The 16127-nt window shown below is 63.3% G+C and carries 12 protein-coding genes; 6 read left to right on the top strand and 6 right to left on the bottom strand.

The genetic code is table 11. The features are described from left to right. Positions 1-846: 846 nt before the first annotated feature. From AAGI46_01345 to AAGI46_01330, 4 genes are all read right to left on the bottom strand, one after another. Positions 847-1869 carry a hypothetical protein gene (locus tag AAGI46_01345; GenBank protein ID MEM1010846.1) on the bottom strand — a complete coding sequence of 341 codons (1023 nt, stop codon included), beginning with the start codon at positions 1867-1869 and terminating at the stop codon, positions 847-849. Between the two features lie 219 nt (positions 1870-2088). Beyond that, complete coding sequence (locus AAGI46_01340; protein ID MEM1010845.1) at positions 2089-5760, bottom strand: autotransporter-associated beta strand repeat-containing protein; 3672 nt, start codon at positions 5758-5760, stop codon at positions 2089-2091. A gap of 289 nt (positions 5761-6049) precedes the next feature. Further along, entirely contained in the window at positions 6050-7054 is a 1005-nt protein-coding gene (locus tag AAGI46_01335) for a glycoside hydrolase family protein (protein MEM1010844.1), read from the bottom strand. A gap of 152 nt (positions 7055-7206) precedes the next feature. Continuing rightward, positions 7207-8151, bottom strand: coding sequence for an AraC family transcriptional regulator (locus AAGI46_01330; protein MEM1010843.1), 945 nt, complete (start codon positions 8149-8151; stop codon positions 7207-7209). Between the two features lie 206 nt (positions 8152-8357). Here AAGI46_01330 and AAGI46_01325 point away from each other — a divergent pair, with 206 nt between their 5' ends. After that, on the top strand, positions 8358-9209 hold the full coding sequence (locus tag AAGI46_01325) for an NAD(P)H-binding protein (GenBank protein ID MEM1010842.1): 852 nt from the start codon (positions 8358-8360) through the stop codon (positions 9207-9209). Continuing rightward, entirely contained in the window at positions 9206-9685 is a 480-nt protein-coding gene (locus AAGI46_01320; protein ID MEM1010841.1) for an anthrone oxygenase family protein, read from the top strand. Before AAGI46_01325 ends, AAGI46_01320 begins: the two co-directional genes overlap by 4 nt. A 274-nt stretch (positions 9686-9959) precedes the next feature. On the opposite strand, the gene AAGI46_01315 is transcribed toward AAGI46_01320, so the two are convergent. After that, a complete protein-coding gene (locus tag AAGI46_01315; GenBank protein MEM1010840.1) occupies positions 9960-12212 on the bottom strand; it encodes a serine/threonine-protein kinase in 2253 nt (750 codons plus the stop codon). After that, positions 12209-12802, bottom strand: a complete 594-nt coding sequence (locus AAGI46_01310) for a sigma-70 family RNA polymerase sigma factor (GenBank protein MEM1010839.1) — start codon at positions 12800-12802, stop codon at positions 12209-12211. The genes AAGI46_01315 and AAGI46_01310 overlap by 4 nt, the downstream gene beginning before the upstream one ends. Positions 12803-13116: 314 nt before the next feature. Between AAGI46_01310 and AAGI46_01305 the strand changes: the two genes are divergently transcribed. The 4 genes from AAGI46_01305 (at position 13117) to AAGI46_01290 (ending at position 15905) form a co-directional block, all read left to right on the top strand. Further along, a complete protein-coding gene (locus AAGI46_01305) occupies positions 13117-13293 on the top strand; it encodes a hypothetical protein (GenBank protein MEM1010838.1) in 177 nt (58 codons plus the stop codon). Between the two features lie 78 nt (positions 13294-13371). After that, positions 13372-14490 (top strand): choice-of-anchor tandem repeat NxxGxxAF-containing protein, encoded by a 1119-nt coding sequence (locus AAGI46_01300; GenBank protein ID MEM1010837.1) that lies wholly within the window; start codon positions 13372-13374, stop codon positions 14488-14490. 130 nt (positions 14491-14620) lie between these two features. Continuing rightward, positions 14621-15175 carry a hypothetical protein gene (locus tag AAGI46_01295; protein MEM1010836.1) on the top strand — a complete coding sequence of 185 codons (555 nt, stop codon included), beginning with the start codon at positions 14621-14623 and terminating at the stop codon, positions 15173-15175. Positions 15176-15422: 247 nt separating this feature from the next. Further along, positions 15423-15905, top strand: coding sequence for a hypothetical protein (locus AAGI46_01290; GenBank protein ID MEM1010835.1), 483 nt, complete (start codon positions 15423-15425; stop codon positions 15903-15905). Positions 15906-16127: the final 222 nt, after the last annotated feature.

Here is a 16127-nt window from a genome sequence, read left to right as displayed (position 1 = left end):
TTGCCAATGTCTATTCAACTCCGGTCTGTGACCTTCTCGTAACAAGAAGCAATATTCGCAGGTCATGCTCCACGGAGCACCCGGCCGCCCTCACGGAGCGGCCTTTTTCATTGATCTTCGGAGGCCTCGCGGGCTAAGGCGTGACACTGTTCAATACGAGGTGCTTCGAAAATCTGATGTGAGTTGATCGGCATTGTCGAGCCGCCCGCTCAGCACGATGACTTTGGGTGTCGTGGTATGTCACGGCGGACGGGTTCGGCATGACACGCCGCGTCGTGGCACCAGTCGGGCCGCCGCCGAGGATTCAGCGGCTGATTCCATGGACGCAGCGACTGACTCCATGGACGCAGCGACTGACTCCATGGACGCAGCGGCTGATTCCACGGCATCAATGACTGATTCCCGGGGATCAGTGACTCATCCCTCGGGATCAACGACTGATTCCTCGGAGCCAACGACTGACTCCTCGGGATCAATGGCTGATTCCATGGGATCAACGGTTGATTCCGTGGGATGAATGACTGGTTCCTCGGGATCAATCGCTGCCGCCAGGTCCGGGAATGCAAGCGATGCAGGCGAGGCCGAACCAGGGCGGCTTTTATTGGGCCAGGGCCGGAGGGGCCGTTGTTGGGACTCCGATCATGCCGGCCGGGCGGAGAGTGACTAGCTGTTAGCTGCTAGGGCCTAGCGGAAGAAGTTGCTAGTCGTTAGGGCCTAGGGCCAGGGGCAGAAGCGATTAGCTGTTAGCGGTTAGGGCCTAGGTCAGAACCGGATGGCGTCCACGTCTGGCCTAAGCCCTAAGCCCTAGTTACTAACGACTTCTGCAAACAACTTCTGCTGCTTCCGCTATGCGAAGGTCACTCTCCGTCGGCGCAGTGCCAAGCCGCCGAGGAGACATGCAGCGCCCGCGGAGAGCGGTTCTGGGATGACCGCAATTGCTAACGCGTTCACGTTGAATCCTGAGACCGTCGGGTCGGGGGACGGGGTGAAGCCGCGATCGGTCACGATGGTCCCGTCGAGGGTGGCAACCACGATCTCATTGCCGGCAAACGTGGTCCAGTACAGGAACTGGCTGTCGGTGACGAGGCCGAGTGGGCCATCTGACGGTAGGGCGTTTGTGTCGATCAGCTCGATCGCGTTGCTGCCGTCACGATCGGCGCGGTAGATGATGTCGGTCTCGATATCCGACCAGTAGACGTGCTCGCTGGTCGCGGTGATGGTGCCGGGAAAGTAGCTGCCGCTGCCGAATGTGCTGTCGAGGTCGACGATCTGTGTCGTTCCGGTTCCGTCGAGATTGCTTCGGAAGATGGCGTCGACGCCGGTGTCCGTCCAGTAGAGATCGTTGCCGACGACTTTGATCTCCCGAGGGCTCGTGCTTGCAGAAAGCGGTGTCACGAGTGCCGAAACCCCTGTGCGGTTGTTCGCATTGGAAAACAGTCCGGTGTCCGCCCGATAGATGGTCCGCGTCTCTCTGTCGGTCCAGAAGACGTGGTCGCTGTTGGCCGTGATGCCCTGAGGTCGGTAGTCGACTCCCCCGCCAAATGCGTTGTCCAAGTTCAGGAACAGGCCGCGCGGCGTTCCGCCGGGGCTGGTGCTCGCGAAAAAGATGCGGTCTTGGGCAGCTGCTGTGAAGTAGAGAAAGTCGTCGGCTAGCGCAAGCCCCGTGATGGAGTAGTTGGCTTCGCCAATCCCGGTGTCGTCGAGATCGCGAATCTTCCGTTGGCCGCTGCCATCGATGACGTTGGCACCAAACACGGCATCGGAATTGGTCTCGGACCAGAAGATCTCACTTCCGATGGCGGGGCTCGAAACAAAGGCCCAGGCGGAGCTAAAAGTCACGGGCACTAGCAACAGCTGTTTAAAACGCATTCTCAATCCTCAATACTGGTAGTTCAAACTGGGAGAGCAGGAGCGTAGCGGTTGGTCCGTATCGGGATCAACAGCGAATTGGTCTCGAGTCTCGCCAAATCACCCCGCGGATGCGTGGGCTGACGCAGATAGTAGCGGTGAGTCCACGCAACGACGAACGAAAGCGGCAGGCCGATTGCGGTCCTTTGTCTCCGCAAGAGCTACTGACAACGCCCACGATCACTGCAAATTGCAGCAGCTACCAAACGCTCGACGCTGCCGACGCGTCGCCAGCAACCCGCCCAGACCGAACAACGCGAGTCCAGCCGGCTCTGGGATCGCGACGGTGGCGGTGAATGCCGTGCCGCCGAAGCGGTCGTCGGCATAGTCGAAGAGGAAGCCGACGCCGTCGAAGAAGACGAACGAGCCGTCGTCGATGTTGTCGAAGACCTGTTCGGTAACAGCGCCGGCGAGATTATTCCCGATCGTGTCGTAGTCCACAAGGACGAACGTGTCGCCGATCTCGTAGCTCACGTTCGGGTCCAGATCGAGCACGAGCTCTCGGGTTCCGCTGCGGAAGCTGAAGTCGGCCGCATCAATCCGGCCGTTGGCCTCGTCCCCATTGCCGTCTTTCGACAATTGGAAAGTGACAACCGCATCGCCCGGCGTGATGTTGGGGTTGGAGTCGGAGTTGGTGACGACGAAGCGGTTGGCCGTGATCTGCGCTCCGACGCCGACAGTCAGCGGGCCGGTGTTGTTGTAACCCACGAAAAGCCCGTCGCCGATGTTGAGTGTGCCGTCGAACACGTTGAGCTCACCGGTCGAGTCGTCGCCGAGTGCGACGAAGATGTCGTCGAATACATTGACTTCGCCACCGTCTGTGATGTTGAGCGTGCCGTTGCCGCCACTGCCGAGGATCAGATCGCCCGCGCCGTTGCCGGTCGATTCGCCCGTTACCGATTGGATGATGTTCAGTGTCGTGCCGAAGCCGTCGACGTTGATGACGCCCGACGCGCCATTGCCGCTGCTGTCGTTGCCGACGTCGGTTCTGGCGAGCGTGACCTGCCCACCGCTGCGGATGTTCAACTCACCCTGAGCGGTATCGAATTGGGTGCCGACGAAGGTGCGGAACGGGGATGTTCCGTCGGGTACGTATTCAAGCGTACCGCCCAACAACACGTCCACGACGCCTGTGCTGCCATCGGCGCTACCGATGAAGAATCGCTCGTCGGCCGACGGCGCGACGATCTGGAAGACCGCGTTGCTGCCGACGGTGAGCGTCCCCTCGGTATCGCCGTTGACGAAGATCGAGTTGCCGGCCTCGAAGAGAGTGCCGTCACCGATGACGGTCAGTTCGGCATTGTCCGAGACGCCGATGTTGTCGACGACCTTCACGGTCGCGCCTTCGGAAACCACAAGCTCGGCCAGAGCGCCTGTGACGCTGAGGGATGCGGTGTTCGTGATGGCGGCATTCGGACCGGCGACGGAAAGAACGCTGCGGTCGGTTCCCGTTGTGCCGACGACGGTGGTTCTGCCGGAGAAGGTGTTGTTCCCGCTGAGCGTGAACGCACGCGTGTCGTTTTCGACGTCGACGACAAGATCGACAACGCCGCTGGTGCCGTCGGTGATCGAGCCGGCGAACTCGAGGTTGCCGAAGACGGTCAGCGTCGCATCGCCGCTGTTGGAGGTCACCACGCCGGTGCCTGCACCCAAGAACTGGCCGAGGGTCGCGTCGAAGCCGTTGAGATCGAGTGTGCCGTCGACCGTGGCAGCGCGAGAACCGATCGTTGCCGCGGCCTCGTTACCGAACACCAGCGTCGCGTTCTCGCTGACCGAGATCGCGTCGGCGCCGCCCAGAGCCAGATTGTCTGGAGCGAGCACGAAAAACGAGGACGTAACCCCGTCGCCAAAACGCACCCCACCGTTCAGCCCGAAGCTCGAATTGTTGAGCGTGACTGTCTCGTTACTCGAAGTCGTCAAGAAGCCATTTGTCACATTGAGGACATTTGTGAACGTGAGGTTGTTCTCAAAGTTGAGCGTGGCGGAGGTCGCCACCGTCACGGTGCCCGTGCCGACGCTGTTTGGCGAGGCGATCGACACGACGCCGTCGGACACGCGGAACGAACCGCTGAAGCCGGACGCGACACTGTCGCCGGTGAGTCGGATGGTCCCAGTGCCTTGCTTCTCGAACGGCGAGATTCCGCTGAGTGTACCGCTGAAGGTGGTGGAGGCGTTGTTGCGGCCGTGCCTGAACGATCCGCTGAGAACGATGTCGCCACTGCCAGCGAGGCTGCCGACGGTTTCGTTACCGGACAGGTCCAACGCACCGTTGACGATCAGGTCGCTCTCATCTCCGATGGCTCGGCTGCCGGAGATGGTCAGTTGGCCACTGGCGATCGTCGTCGGACCGGAATAGTCGTTCACGCGCGTGTTAGCAACGCTCGTGAGCGTGAAGTTGTTGCCGTCACCGATATCGAACGTCAGCCCGCCGGTGCCGGTGATTTGCCCGTCGTAACCGCCGGCCTCGGTGACGGTCAGCGTGCTCGAGCCCAGATCGACATTGCCCGCCCCACTCAACCCGCCGATGGTTTCGTCGACGTCGAGCGCAAGGGTGCCGTTGGTGCCGATCGCCACGTCGGCAGTGTCGGCGAGCGTGAAGCCACTCGCTTGGGCGAGCCGCAGCGTGCTCGTGCCGCTGACGTTGAACGTGCCGGTGCTGCTGCTGGGTCCGGTCAGCGTGAGGGCACCCGACCCGCTCAGGGTGAGGTCGTTCGATCCGACGAAAAAGCCGCCGAACGTGCGATCGGCCGAGTCGTCGATCGTGAGCGTGCCGCCATTAAGTGCCACTTGCCCAACGCCGGCCAGCGAGCCGATCGTCTCGTTGGCGTCGATCTGTAGCCGGTCGTTCACGACCACGGCGCCGGTGTCGGCGATCGCGCTTCCACCGGTCACGGCCAGGATGCCGGCATCGATCGTCGTAGTCCCGGTGTACGTGTTGGTTCCTGAGAGTGTGAGCACGCCAAAGCCCGACTTCACGAGCGACCCCAGGCCTTCGATGGTGCCAGCGAACGTGCTGCTGCCATTGCTTATGCCGGCGGTGAAGGACCCGCCGGCGTCGAGGTTCAGCGTGCCTTCACCGGTGAGGATGTTGGCGCTCAGCGCGTCGTCGGTTGAGACGCGGCCGGCCGGTTCGATCTCAAGACGGGCGATCGACCCGGCATTGCCGAAGTCGATTTCGCCGTTGGAAACCTTAAGAGTGCCCGAGCCAGATAACTGCCCTGCGACGTAGGTCCCGCCCGTGATATCCACCACGCCGTCATCGATCCTGAAAGCATCGAGCGTTCCACCCGCAGACAAATTGAGCGTGCCAGCACCGCTTTTGGTTAGTCTGCCGGGACCGATCCCAGTTAGCTGACCATCAAGGGTCACAGTGCTGCCGTTGGCGATGTCCCACCTTCCCGACAACCTGTAGTCGACGTCGCTGTTGAACAGCACGTTGCCGTCGAGCACGGTGAGGTCGCCGTCGATCAACGTCAGTGTGTCCCCGCCTGGGGTCAAACCGATTATGTAGTTCAGGTCCGGCTGGCCATCAGCAAGAGTAGCGCTGTCGAATGTCGCTGACAGCACTTGGCGATCACCGTTCAAGTCGATATTACGGCTGAATCGGTTGGCAAGGTCGGTGAAGAAGACCGAGTCGTCGAGGTTGGCGATCTCGGCACCAGTACCACCGGTCCAGTTGGTATCGAAACCGCCCGACCCCCCATCAAGGGCGTCCCACTCGTCCGTTCCGGTGCTGCCGTCCCAGGTCAGGGTGGCAGCCGACGCGTGGCCCGTCGCGATCAGGGCGACCGCAGCAGTGGCTTGGATGAGTTTGGCGGTGGTGGTACGGCTCTGCTTGATGTTGCGGGACATGTGCGTTTTCTCTCGGTGGCTTCCATCCAGTGCCAAGATGCGGCACGTCGTCGTGGGGGAAGGGCCGTTGAGGGTAAATGAACCGGAGCAATGCCCCAATCTTATTGGCCGTTTTAAATGTGTTGGTTGCTTGCGACTTGTTGGCGTCTCAGTCACGCTGACCCGCGCCCTCAGAGTGAGTCTGTTATCCGTGCAGGTTGACAGCCAGTCAGGACGCACGCATCGTCTCCGGAGCACGAGGTATCTGCCGATGGCTCGCTATGTCGGATGCACCTTTGGCGACGTCGCGTCAGTTGTCGGGAACGAACGAGTCCACCGGCCGGATCACGATGTAGTCGTGGCTGCGCTCTGCAACTCCGACCGCGGCGAGGAGGGCGATGACGGTCTGATTCTCGTCGACGTAGACCTGCGGGCGTTCGACTCGGCTGACGCTCAGCTCGGTGCCATCGTCGAGCACGATCGGGTCCCGTGGCGACCACACCGGCACGTCGGAGTAGAGCTCGTAGTCGATTCCGTCCTTGGAGGTGTAGTAGACCATCGCCTTCTGGATGCCGGTGACTTTGCCCTCCCAGTCGTTGCAGATCAGGTTGTACTGGTCATTGGCCCGCCAGAGCGTCGGGTCTTCCAGCTCCAGGTTGTACGGCAGCCGGTTGCGTCCTTCGCCGAGCGTGCGGTACGGGCCGTCGACGTGATCGGCGACGTGGGCCTTGAGGCACGCGTCCCACCGCCCGTCCAAGGTCGGCTTGGGTTTGTGCTTGGAGGCGAGGTAGGCCGAGCCGTCGTCGTGGACGAGCAGCGCGGGGTTGTTGGCCTTGACGACCGGCTCGGGCAGGATTTCCCAGGGCCCTTCGATGCTGTCGGCGTAGGCGAAGCCGGTCGACCACCGCGGGATGCCGAGGTGATAGAGCAGAAACCGATCGCCGACACGCGTGATCTTGGGGTTGTGCACGCCATTGGTTGCCCAGGGGTGATCCTCCGGGCGGAGGACGATTTCCTGAAACGCGTACGGACCGAAGAGGTTTTGGGAGGTCGCTCGGATGATGTGCCCCCGCATCCAGCCCTTGGCAAAGGAGTCGTCATCGGCCTTGGGCCAGCGGGAGCAAAACAGGTGGTACGTGTCGCCGACCTTAATGACGGACGGATCCCACAGACACCAGCCTTCCATCGAAAAGACCGCCGTCGTCGGCACGGGCCGCAGCGCCTCGCGGAGCGGATTCGAGCCCGGATGCGTCAGCACCGCGTCGGCGGGGAGCTGACGACCGACCTCGTCCGCACTCGCCGTTCCGCCAATCATCAACATCAATGCAGTTAGGACACCGTGAGTCGTTTTGAACATCATCAAGTCTGGCCTGCTTCTTCGAGTGGTTTTCGAGATTTGCACTCTAACGACTCCGAGGCCAGCGATGGGTTGAGACGATTCCCGCTGTCGCTTTGAGCTTTCCCTTGTCAATCGACACGTCCGCCAGGCCGACGACCCGTCACGCTCTTGAACGCCCGACTGAACGACGCCTCGGACTCGTACCCGAGTCGGTGCGCCGCTTCTGCGACGGTCAGTCCCTCTTCGCCCAGCCACGTTGCGGCGAGGTGCATCTTCCACCGGCGGACATATGCGACGGGTGTCTCGCCGACGACGGTCGCGAATCGCTCGGCGAACGCGGACCGCGACATGAGCACGGCGTCGGCCAGTTGCTGCACGCTCCACGGTGCTGCCGGATCACGCTGGATGAGCAGGAGCGCCTTGCCGATGTCTTCGTCTTTGAGCGCAGCCAGCCAACCGCTCTGCGCTTCAGGGTGCGCATCGATCCACGTCCGGACAGCGGCGATCACGAGGATGTCGGACAGCCGGGCGACGGTCGTCTCGCTGCCAGGCCGGTTGGCTTCGACTTCGGCCCTTATCAAGTCGAGGACGCCGCGCACGCGGTCGTCGGTCGCGTCGATCGTCATCTGCTTCGGCAGCAGTCGCATCATGTGCGACACCGACGGCGACTCGAACTGCACGGCGCCGCAGATCATCTGGCACGCCTCGCCTCCACCGCCGAGCCGGAGGATCTCGTACCGGCTGTTGACCTGCTTGCGATCGGTCTCGACCAGCGGTGTCATCGGCGTCGGCTCGTCGCCGAACAGCCAGTGCCCCTCACCGTGCGGCACGACGACGAGATCACCCAGGCCGAGCTGGCGCTCCTCTGCCCCCGGCACGCGAAGCCGACACGTCCCACGCGTCACCGCGTGGAACATGAGGCAGTCTTCCATCGGCGGAAGGTCGAGGCCCCACGGCTCACTGAACTCGCTCCTCGTGTAGAACAGACCGGTCGTCTGCAGTGACGCCAACAGCTCGCCGAGCGCGTCGGCGGGCTTCGGGAACGCCGGGCGAAGTGCAACAGGCGACGCCATTGGGCAGACGCTAGTGATTCGATGGCTTGCGTCCATCGCATCAATGTCGCGGAACAAGTCGTTGGTTCGTCGTCGAAGTGGTTTGGACGATCGGTCACGACTGCCGGACGACGCGCCATCGTTCGACCGCGACGGCCGATCTAATTTCCTCGCCATCGCTGAGGCACGTCGCCTCGGCACCTTCTTCCCACGCTGGAGACACAACGATGGCTGCTACACACACTCGCTCCAACTCGATCCGCCGCGTGCTCGTCACGGGTGGCACCGGCAAGACCGGCCGACGCGTCGCGGACCGACTCCTCGCTCGCGATGTTCAAGTTCGCGTCGGTTCGCGGTCGGCCACCGTGCCGTTCGACTGGCATGACGACGCCACTTGGACTGCCGCGCTCGACGGCATCGACGCGGTCTACATCGCCTTTTATCCCGACCTGACGGTGCCCGGCACGGACGCCTTGCTCGGACGCTTCGCGGCATTTGCCAGGGAGCAGGGCGTGACACGCCTCGTTCTGCTGTCGGGCCGAGGCGAAGAGGGTGCCGAAGCCTGCGAACGCACCGTCGCTGCCGCTGGTGTGCCGACGACGGTCGTCCGGGCGAGCTGGTTCATGCAGAACTTCAGCGAAGGACCGTTCCTCGACTTCGTCATGAGCGGCACGATCGCGTTGCCGGCCGGCGAAGCGCTGGAACCCTTCATCGACGCCGACGACATCGCCGACGTTGCGGTCGCCGCGCTGACCGAAGACGGCCACGCCGGCGAGACATACGAACTCACAGGTCCGACCGCGATCACGTTCGCCGACGCCGCCGCGGAAATGTCCAAGGCGACTGGCCGGGCGATCCGCTACGAAGACATTCCGCACGACGCCTTCGTCGACGGCCTCCGCGATGCTGGCCTGCCCGCCGACTACGTCGACCTGCTCGATTACCTCTTCACCGTCCTCTTGGACGGCCGCAACTCCGAGACGAAAGACGGCGTCCGTCGCGCTCTCGGTCGTGAGCCGCGGAGCTTCGCCGACTACGCCCGCGACGCCGCCGAGAGCTGGAAGGCGGTGACAGCATGAGCGATGTCCTCCTGATTCTCACCGTCACGTGCGCGGTCGGCAGCGGACTGATCGCAGGCGTCTTCTTCGCCTTCAGCAGCTTCGTCATGCCGGCCCTTGGTCGCACGACGTCGCCTCACGGTGCCGAGGCGATGCAGCAAATCAACGTCACTGTTATCAACGTGCCGATGATGGGCACCTTCCTCGGATCCGGCGTCCTCTGCCTGCTGCTCGCCGGCCTCACGCTGTGGCAGGGCGACGTTTCCGCCGCATGGCTGACGCTCACTGGCTGCGGCCTCTACGTCGTCGGCACCATCGGCGTGACGATTGTCTTCAACGTCCCGATGAATGAGAAGCTCGCCCTGATGCCCCTCGCCGAATCAACCACAGCCGACTACTGGCAGCACTACCTTCGCCGCTGGACCTGGTGGAACACCGTCCGCACGCTCGCCTCAACCGCCGCCTGCGTCGTCCTGATCGTGTCGCTGCTCGTCTGACGAGCCGCCGAGCGAGTTGTTAGTTACTAGGGCCTAGGGCCTAGGACAGAAGCGACGAGCTATTAGCGGTTAGGGCCTAGGCCAGAGCGGAAGGCGTCCGACTCTGACCTAAGCCCTAGGCCCTAGCAACTAACAACTTCTGCAAGCAGCTTCTGCTCTCACGCAGCCAGGCGCACGGGCGTCTCCTGTGTCGTCTCGAAGGGGACCGAAACCGCGGTCGGCCGATGACGCTGGCGACTGAGTATCCGCGTGCCTTCGCTGCTGGTGGCCGAGGTTAATCGACCGGCAACAGAAGCCCGCCAATCGACTCGCCCCGGACGATTGCCGCAACGAGTTCGTCGTGCGGCAGGCGGAACAGCGGCTTGCCGAACGTTGAATCGGTCGTCCCTAGCGCCCATGTGCCGACTTCCCGCGACCAGGTTGGTGCATAGCCGCGATCAGCGAAGTAGACGGCATTGCTCATCCCGCGATTCCGCTCGCCATCCCAACCGATCACTCGTTTGAAGCTGTTGAGCGATGGTGCTTCGAGCGTGGCAGTCACAAGTGCTTCTTCGGACTGCAAAATGCTGTCCCGAACGATCGCGTTCAGTCGTCCGCTTTGAGGCTCAAAGTCAAGAACGGATTCGTCCGCAACGACGGTGACGCCATCCCAGATCATGTCGGCGGTTCCGTCGACGACCGCTTGCATCCCGACACGCCCGACAAGGAGGCCACCGTCAAAGTCGATGCCGTCGCCTTCGATCGCGTTCCAACTGACAGCGGTGCCGTTGGGGGCGAGGACGTCGCAGTTTACCAACGACGCATCGTTGCCAGGGTCGAATCTCAGCCCGGACCCGAGGGTCGTCGTCTCGAATCGACAGTCCTCGGCGTCGAGGTCGGCGTCGACCAGATGAACCAGCACGAACTGCTCCGCCACGGAATGGTGACCGCCGACCCGACTGAGTTGGTCGTCCATGTCGAACGCGTCCTGAAACCGAAGACCCACAAGGCGAAGGGACCCGTAAAAGAGGCGGAGCAGGTATTCAGGTGCGGCGTCGTCGTCCGAATCGCGCAGGCGGATGGTCGGGCTACGTCCCTCGGCGGCGGCCAGCGTGAGCGACCGCCTGGCCACGAAGAGCGGCGGCACGAGGAGCGTGGCGTCCGTGTCGATTTCGATCCACGAGTCACTCGGAGCCGTCGCGATCGCCGTCTCCAACTCCGCCGCAGTCGTGACGACGATTCTGTCGACCGGGGCAGTCATCACTGGTGTCGACAGCACCTCGCCCGGCGCCATCGGCACCTCGCCTGGCGTCAGTCCCGGGCGAAGGACGCTGAACAGCAAGCCCGCCAATGCGAGGATTGCCGCTGCAGCAAGGGACGCAGCCACGATCCGCATCGGCCCCGGCTTGGCCCGAGTGTCGGCCCCTTCGTCGAGCAGCATGGCTCGAGCCTCGATCGCCGACGCCGGGCGGTCTTCGGGCTTCTTGGCCATCAACGCGGCGATCGCCCGTTCGAGCTGTGGCGGGATTGACGGATTCAACGCGCCCACGAGTGGGGGCTGCTCCGAGGCAATCCGGTGGAGCGTGATGAGCGGCGTGTCCCCTCCGAAAGGGGCCTTTCCGGTGGCCATCGTGTACAGCAAGCAGCCGAGGCTGAACAGGTCGCTCCGCTCGTCCGCTTCGGTGCCGATCGTCAGTCGCTCGGGCGCCACGTAATCGGGTGTGCCCGAAAGGTATCCGTGGTGGGTGAGCGCCGGCGTGCTCGCGACCGCGGCAAGCCCGAAGTCGGTGATTTTGACCGCGCCGTCTGCCGCGCAGATCAGCACGTTGCTCGGCTTGATGTCCCGGTGGATGACACCTTTGGCGTGGCACGCCTCCATCGCCGATGCGACGGCCGTGCCGATCCGCACGATCTCATCAGCCTCCATGGGCGTGTCGTCCCACAACCGGTCTTCCAGTGACGCTCCTTCGACGTGCTCCATCACGAGGTACGGCAGTCCGTCGACTTCCCTCACCGCGTGCAACGCCACCACGTTCGGGTGAACAACAGCGGCCATCGCCTTGGCTTCGCGGAGAAAGCGATCCCTCGCCCGCGGGTCGCGCGCCAGGTCTGGCAGCATCGCCTTGAGCGCGACCACCCGGTCGTTCCCCGGGTCGACAGCTTGAAACACCACACCCATCCCGCCGCGGCCGACACACTCGAGCAGCGTGAAGCCGTCGAGCGTCTCCTGACCACCCGGCTCCGACGACTGGATCCATCGTTTCAGGTCTTCGTACCGCAGGTCCATCCGGCCGCCATCGGCAGACATACCGCGGGTCGAGATTTCATCAATCGTCTCGATCAGCCGCACGGACGATGGGGATGCCACGGACAAAGCTCGACTGAGCGAGTCGTCCGAATCGACGTTCCGCGTCAGCTGTTCGAGCCGCGCCTGACACGCGGTGCACGACTCGATGTGCGCTTCGAGCCACGGGTCGCCGCCGCCCGCGTCGCCCAGTGCAATCGCGCGGTTCAAAACTTCGTCAGACGGACAGGTCGAGGCGGTCATGCGAGAAGAGGATCGTCTACCTGATCGAGCATCTGTCGCAGTCGGTTCAGCACGCGACTTTTGGCGATGTAGATCGCACCGACCGAAAGACCGCACTCCTCGGCTGCGCGCTTAGCCGACACGCCGTCAACCGCTGTCAGCCAAAAGGCCCGCCACGTCGTCTCGGTGAACTCGCAATGTACCCGACCTGCCGCCCAGCGAAACATGTGCTGGCGGTGCTCTTGGTCCCACGCGTCTTCCTCGTCCTCGCCGGGCGCACCCGAAATGACGAGGTGGTTTGTGGTTCCGCCCGTGCCGACGACTTGTCGTCGACTTCGTTCGAAGAAGCGTGAGAGCATTCGCCTGACAATGACACCGAGCCAGCCGCGGAACCGTCCGAGTTCGGGGTCGGGCTCGAACCGCGTGACCGAGCGGGAGACTTCCCGCATGACATCCTGAACGAGGTCGCACGCGTCGGCATCTTGCAGGCCACGTCGCCGCGCGATGCTGTAAACGAGCGGCCCGTAGAGCTGCACGAACTCGGTCCACGCCTGGGTGTCCCCGGGCGAACCGATTCGCGATATCAGGCTCAAGCGTGTCGTAGCGGGCATTTCGGGTACATGAGACGGTCGCCAGCCTCAAAGCATCTGATCGGCGGCCAAAGCCGTCCAGCACTTCGAAAAAAATCCGCGCAAAATTCCGACTTTGGTGAAAGACCCGGCCGTGATCAACGCAGGGTGCGGTTGGCGGGCACTCACGTGGTAACAGCCCCGCGCGACCGAAATGGAGAGACCGGCTGCGTGTGCCGGCGGCGTCTCGATTGCGCGGCGTGAACGGCGGTTCTTCCGCGTGCCAAGCCCGACCATCAGCGACACGTCCCAACATCGCTCTCGACCGAGCCCGCCTCAAGACTAACGGAGAGATTATGAAGATCCTGCTTGCCACCCCGATTGTCCTGGCGACCGCCGCCGTGACCGCAGCCGCCGCGCCGGTGACCTTTCAGACTATCGCCGTGACCGGCGAGACCGCGCCCGGCACCGGCGGGGGCGTCTTCGTGCCGTTCTTCGGCCTGCCCTCGGTGAACAACTCGAGCACGGTGTAGTTTTATGCCAACTTCTCCGGCGGCAGCGACCCCAACGTCACGCGCGGGCACTACACCGTCGGGCCGGGCGGCACCACCCTGCTACTCAGCCAGGGCGACGCGATCACGGGCACGAGTAAGACCTTCAATTTTGACAGCGGCATTGCCCTCGCCCCCATCAACGACAGCGGCACGCTCGCCCTCGCGCCGCAGCTGATCCCGGCACGCGGCGGAGGCGACAACTCGCTGCTGACGATCGCCCCGGACGGGACGGTCACGGTCCTGGCGATCGAGGACGACCCGGCCCCGGGCACCAACAACGAGATCTTCCGCCTAATCGATACGCCGTCGCTCAACAACGCCAATCAGATCGCCTTCGTCGCCGGGACCGAGGACGCGAGCGGCGACTTTTTCTTCGACGACACGCTCTACCGCTACGACCCGAACACCGGGTTCGAGCTTTTGGCCGAGGCAGGCGATCCGGCCCCGCTGCCGGGCAACGCCACGTTCGCCAACGACTTTCGTGACCCCATCATCGGAGCCGACGGCACGGTCGTGTTCGACGCCGGCGTGAGCGGCGGTGACGACGGCCTCTTCAAGGCCGACCCGTTCGGGACGATCACCGCGATCGCGCTGGAGAACTCGACCGTCGCGACGCCGGAGTTCGGCGGCAACGTGTTCAGCCGTTTCTCCTCGCCAGTCGTCAACGCTAGTGGCCAGGTCCTATTCGACGGCTCTGTGGAACAGACCGGTGCGGTCACCGAGGCGAACAACGAGGGCCTCTTCCTGCTTGACACGTCAGGCAGCCTCTCGCTCGTGATGCGCGAGGGCGACACGGTCCCCGGCGACCCCAACAAGACCTTCCAGGACCCCGCGGGCAGCGAACTGATATTCAACGACGACGGGACCTTCGCGTTCGCCGCCGAGTTTGACGAGGCGGGATTTGCCGAACGCGAAGGGCTGTTCTTCGGCGACACCGCGACGGGTGCGATCGACCTGATCCTGGCCGAGGGCGAATTGTTCGAGGTCTTGCCGGGCGACTTCCGCACGATCGACGGCTTCGACCTCCGCCCGTCCGGCGGTGCGGGCCGCTTCATCGCGCTCGACGTCGACTTCACCGACGACTCCGACGCCATCATCCTCGTGACGATCCCTGAGCCTTCGAGCCTCACGTTGCTCGGACTCGGCGGGCTGACGCTTCTGCGTCGCCGACGTTGACCTACGTGTCGACGAGGGCGAGCGACTCTCTTCTGCTCGCTATGCCCGGACGTGAAACTCAGATTCCATGAAAGAACTATCACGCGCGACCACAACGGTCACGCCGCACACACAAGAGACGGACTTGAAAATGCGATTGCGCTCTTTCGCCACCCTGGTTGCCCTGATTCTTCTCGCTGTCAGCCGACATGCGGATGCCAGCGTCGTACTGACCGTCGACGTCTCCGACCCTGGAATGGTGTCCATCCAGAGCACGAGCGCTTTCTCAGCAGTCGACGCCACGGGCTTGAGTTTCTCCGACGGCGTGAGTCTCGTCGGGCTACTCGGCACGGGGACAGTAGCCGCGAACGAATCCAGAGTATCCGGCGACCTTGCGGTTGGCGTATCACAGATCCAACTCGGCGTGCAGTTCGTCGATGCGAGCAACGGTCTATTCAACCTTTTCGGTGGGCCTGACACCACAATTGAGTTCTCGACAAACGAACCCGCATTCACGGGGCAAGGCCTGTTCAACCTCAGCCAGCAGCCCCTTGGCGCCCTGCCGCCGCTTGGACAGACTGGGGACGTCGTTCTCGGATTCAACGCGACATTCGACACCGTCATCGGCACCTACGTCGTGGTACCGGAGCCGACGTCGCTCGCATTCGCCGGATTCGGCATGCTGCTGCTCCGCAGACGGCGGTAGACGATCTCGCGTCAATTCGACGCGTGGGCGATCCGCGATTGTGCAAACCAAAACAGTGAAGCCACACTTCCTGAAAGATCCGGCACTGCCGACCGCCGTGAACGGACGAGGTGTCATCTGCGCCAGCCTGCCGACCAGGCCGACAAAGGCGGGCCGCAGACCGGACCTCACCGCTCGGCGTCGAGGTCCAGTTCCCGGCGGGCAACCGAACGTTCCTAACAAAGCTACCAGGAGAAAGAACCGGGCCATGAAACCGCATCCCACCGTCGTCACACTCGCGGTAACGCTTGTATCGACCCCGGCATGGGCCGGCACGATCCTACTTGATCAGTCCTACGACGCCTTTGCCGACGGAGCGACCGGCGGCGGGTCCATCATCGCCTCGCAGAGCAACGCACAGACATTTACCGTCGGCCTCGGGGGCACATTGGCACAGCTGGGCGTTCAGGTGCAGCAGAGCAATCTGCTGACGACCGGCGACTTGGTCATCACCTTCCTTGGGGTCGACAGTGGCGGCATCCCTGACATCGCGCAGAATCTCGGCAACATCTCGGTGCCACCGAGTCAGGTACCGCCGTTGGACTTCAGCAACGTGGTCTTCTCCGTCTTCGACGTAAGCAGTCTGGGTATCTCAGTGGCCCCAGGCGACGTGCTCGCTTTCGAGTTGTCTTACGCGGGCACCGACGAGGGCGCCTGTTTCGGGTTCGATTTCGACAACCTCGTAGCCTGAGGCGGCGGCGGCCTCGCGTCCCGCGTTCTGAGCGAGCCCTACACCTTCGTCAGAGACGATGATGACGTCGGGTTTCAGACGTTTGTTGCGGTCCCCGAGCCGACCAGCTTCGCCGCTGGCGTCTTGGGCGGACTGATTCTGCTACGCAGGCGGCGATAGACGAACTTGCGTCCCCGAAGTCGCGAAGTCCGCGTGGCGGGCAAGGCCAAACTCCAGCACGTC

This window comes from Planctomycetota bacterium (assembly GCA_038746835.1).
Classification (GTDB): Bacteria; Planctomycetota; Phycisphaerae; order Tepidisphaerales; family Tepidisphaeraceae; genus JBCDKH01.
This window is presented reverse-complemented; position numbering and strand designations above follow the sequence as displayed.

What these genes read in the sequence shown, in the direction of transcription:
- AAGI46_01340 (MEM1010845.1), bottom strand. Translation starts at nt 5,760, where the DNA reads ATGTCCCGCAACATCAAGCAGAGCCGTACCACCACCGCCAAACTCATC.
- AAGI46_01335 (MEM1010844.1), bottom strand. Translation starts at nt 7,054, where the DNA reads ATGATTGGCGGAACGGCGAGTGCGGACGAGGTCGGTCGTCAGCTCCCC.
- AAGI46_01315 (MEM1010840.1), bottom strand. Translation starts at nt 12,212, where the DNA reads ATGACCGCCTCGACCTGTCCGTCTGACGAAGTTTTGAACCGCGCGATT.
- AAGI46_01345 (MEM1010846.1), bottom strand. Translation starts at nt 1,869, where the DNA reads ATGCGTTTTAAACAGCTGTTGCTAGTGCCCGTGACTTTTAGCTCCGCC.
- AAGI46_01290 (MEM1010835.1), top strand. Translation starts at nt 15,423, where the DNA reads ATGAAACCGCATCCCACCGTCGTCACACTCGCGGTAACGCTTGTATCG.
- AAGI46_01320 (MEM1010841.1), top strand. Translation starts at nt 9,206, where the DNA reads ATGAGCGATGTCCTCCTGATTCTCACCGTCACGTGCGCGGTCGGCAGC.
- AAGI46_01305 (MEM1010838.1), top strand. Translation starts at nt 13,117, where the DNA reads ATGAAGATCCTGCTTGCCACCCCGATTGTCCTGGCGACCGCCGCCGTG.
- AAGI46_01310 (MEM1010839.1), bottom strand. Translation starts at nt 12,802, where the DNA reads ATGCCCGCTACGACACGCTTGAGCCTGATATCGCGAATCGGTTCGCCC.
- AAGI46_01325 (MEM1010842.1), top strand. Translation starts at nt 8,358, where the DNA reads ATGGCTGCTACACACACTCGCTCCAACTCGATCCGCCGCGTGCTCGTC.
- AAGI46_01330 (MEM1010843.1), bottom strand. Translation starts at nt 8,151, where the DNA reads ATGGCGTCGCCTGTTGCACTTCGCCCGGCGTTCCCGAAGCCCGCCGAC.
- AAGI46_01295 (MEM1010836.1), top strand. Translation starts at nt 14,621, where the DNA reads ATGCGATTGCGCTCTTTCGCCACCCTGGTTGCCCTGATTCTTCTCGCT.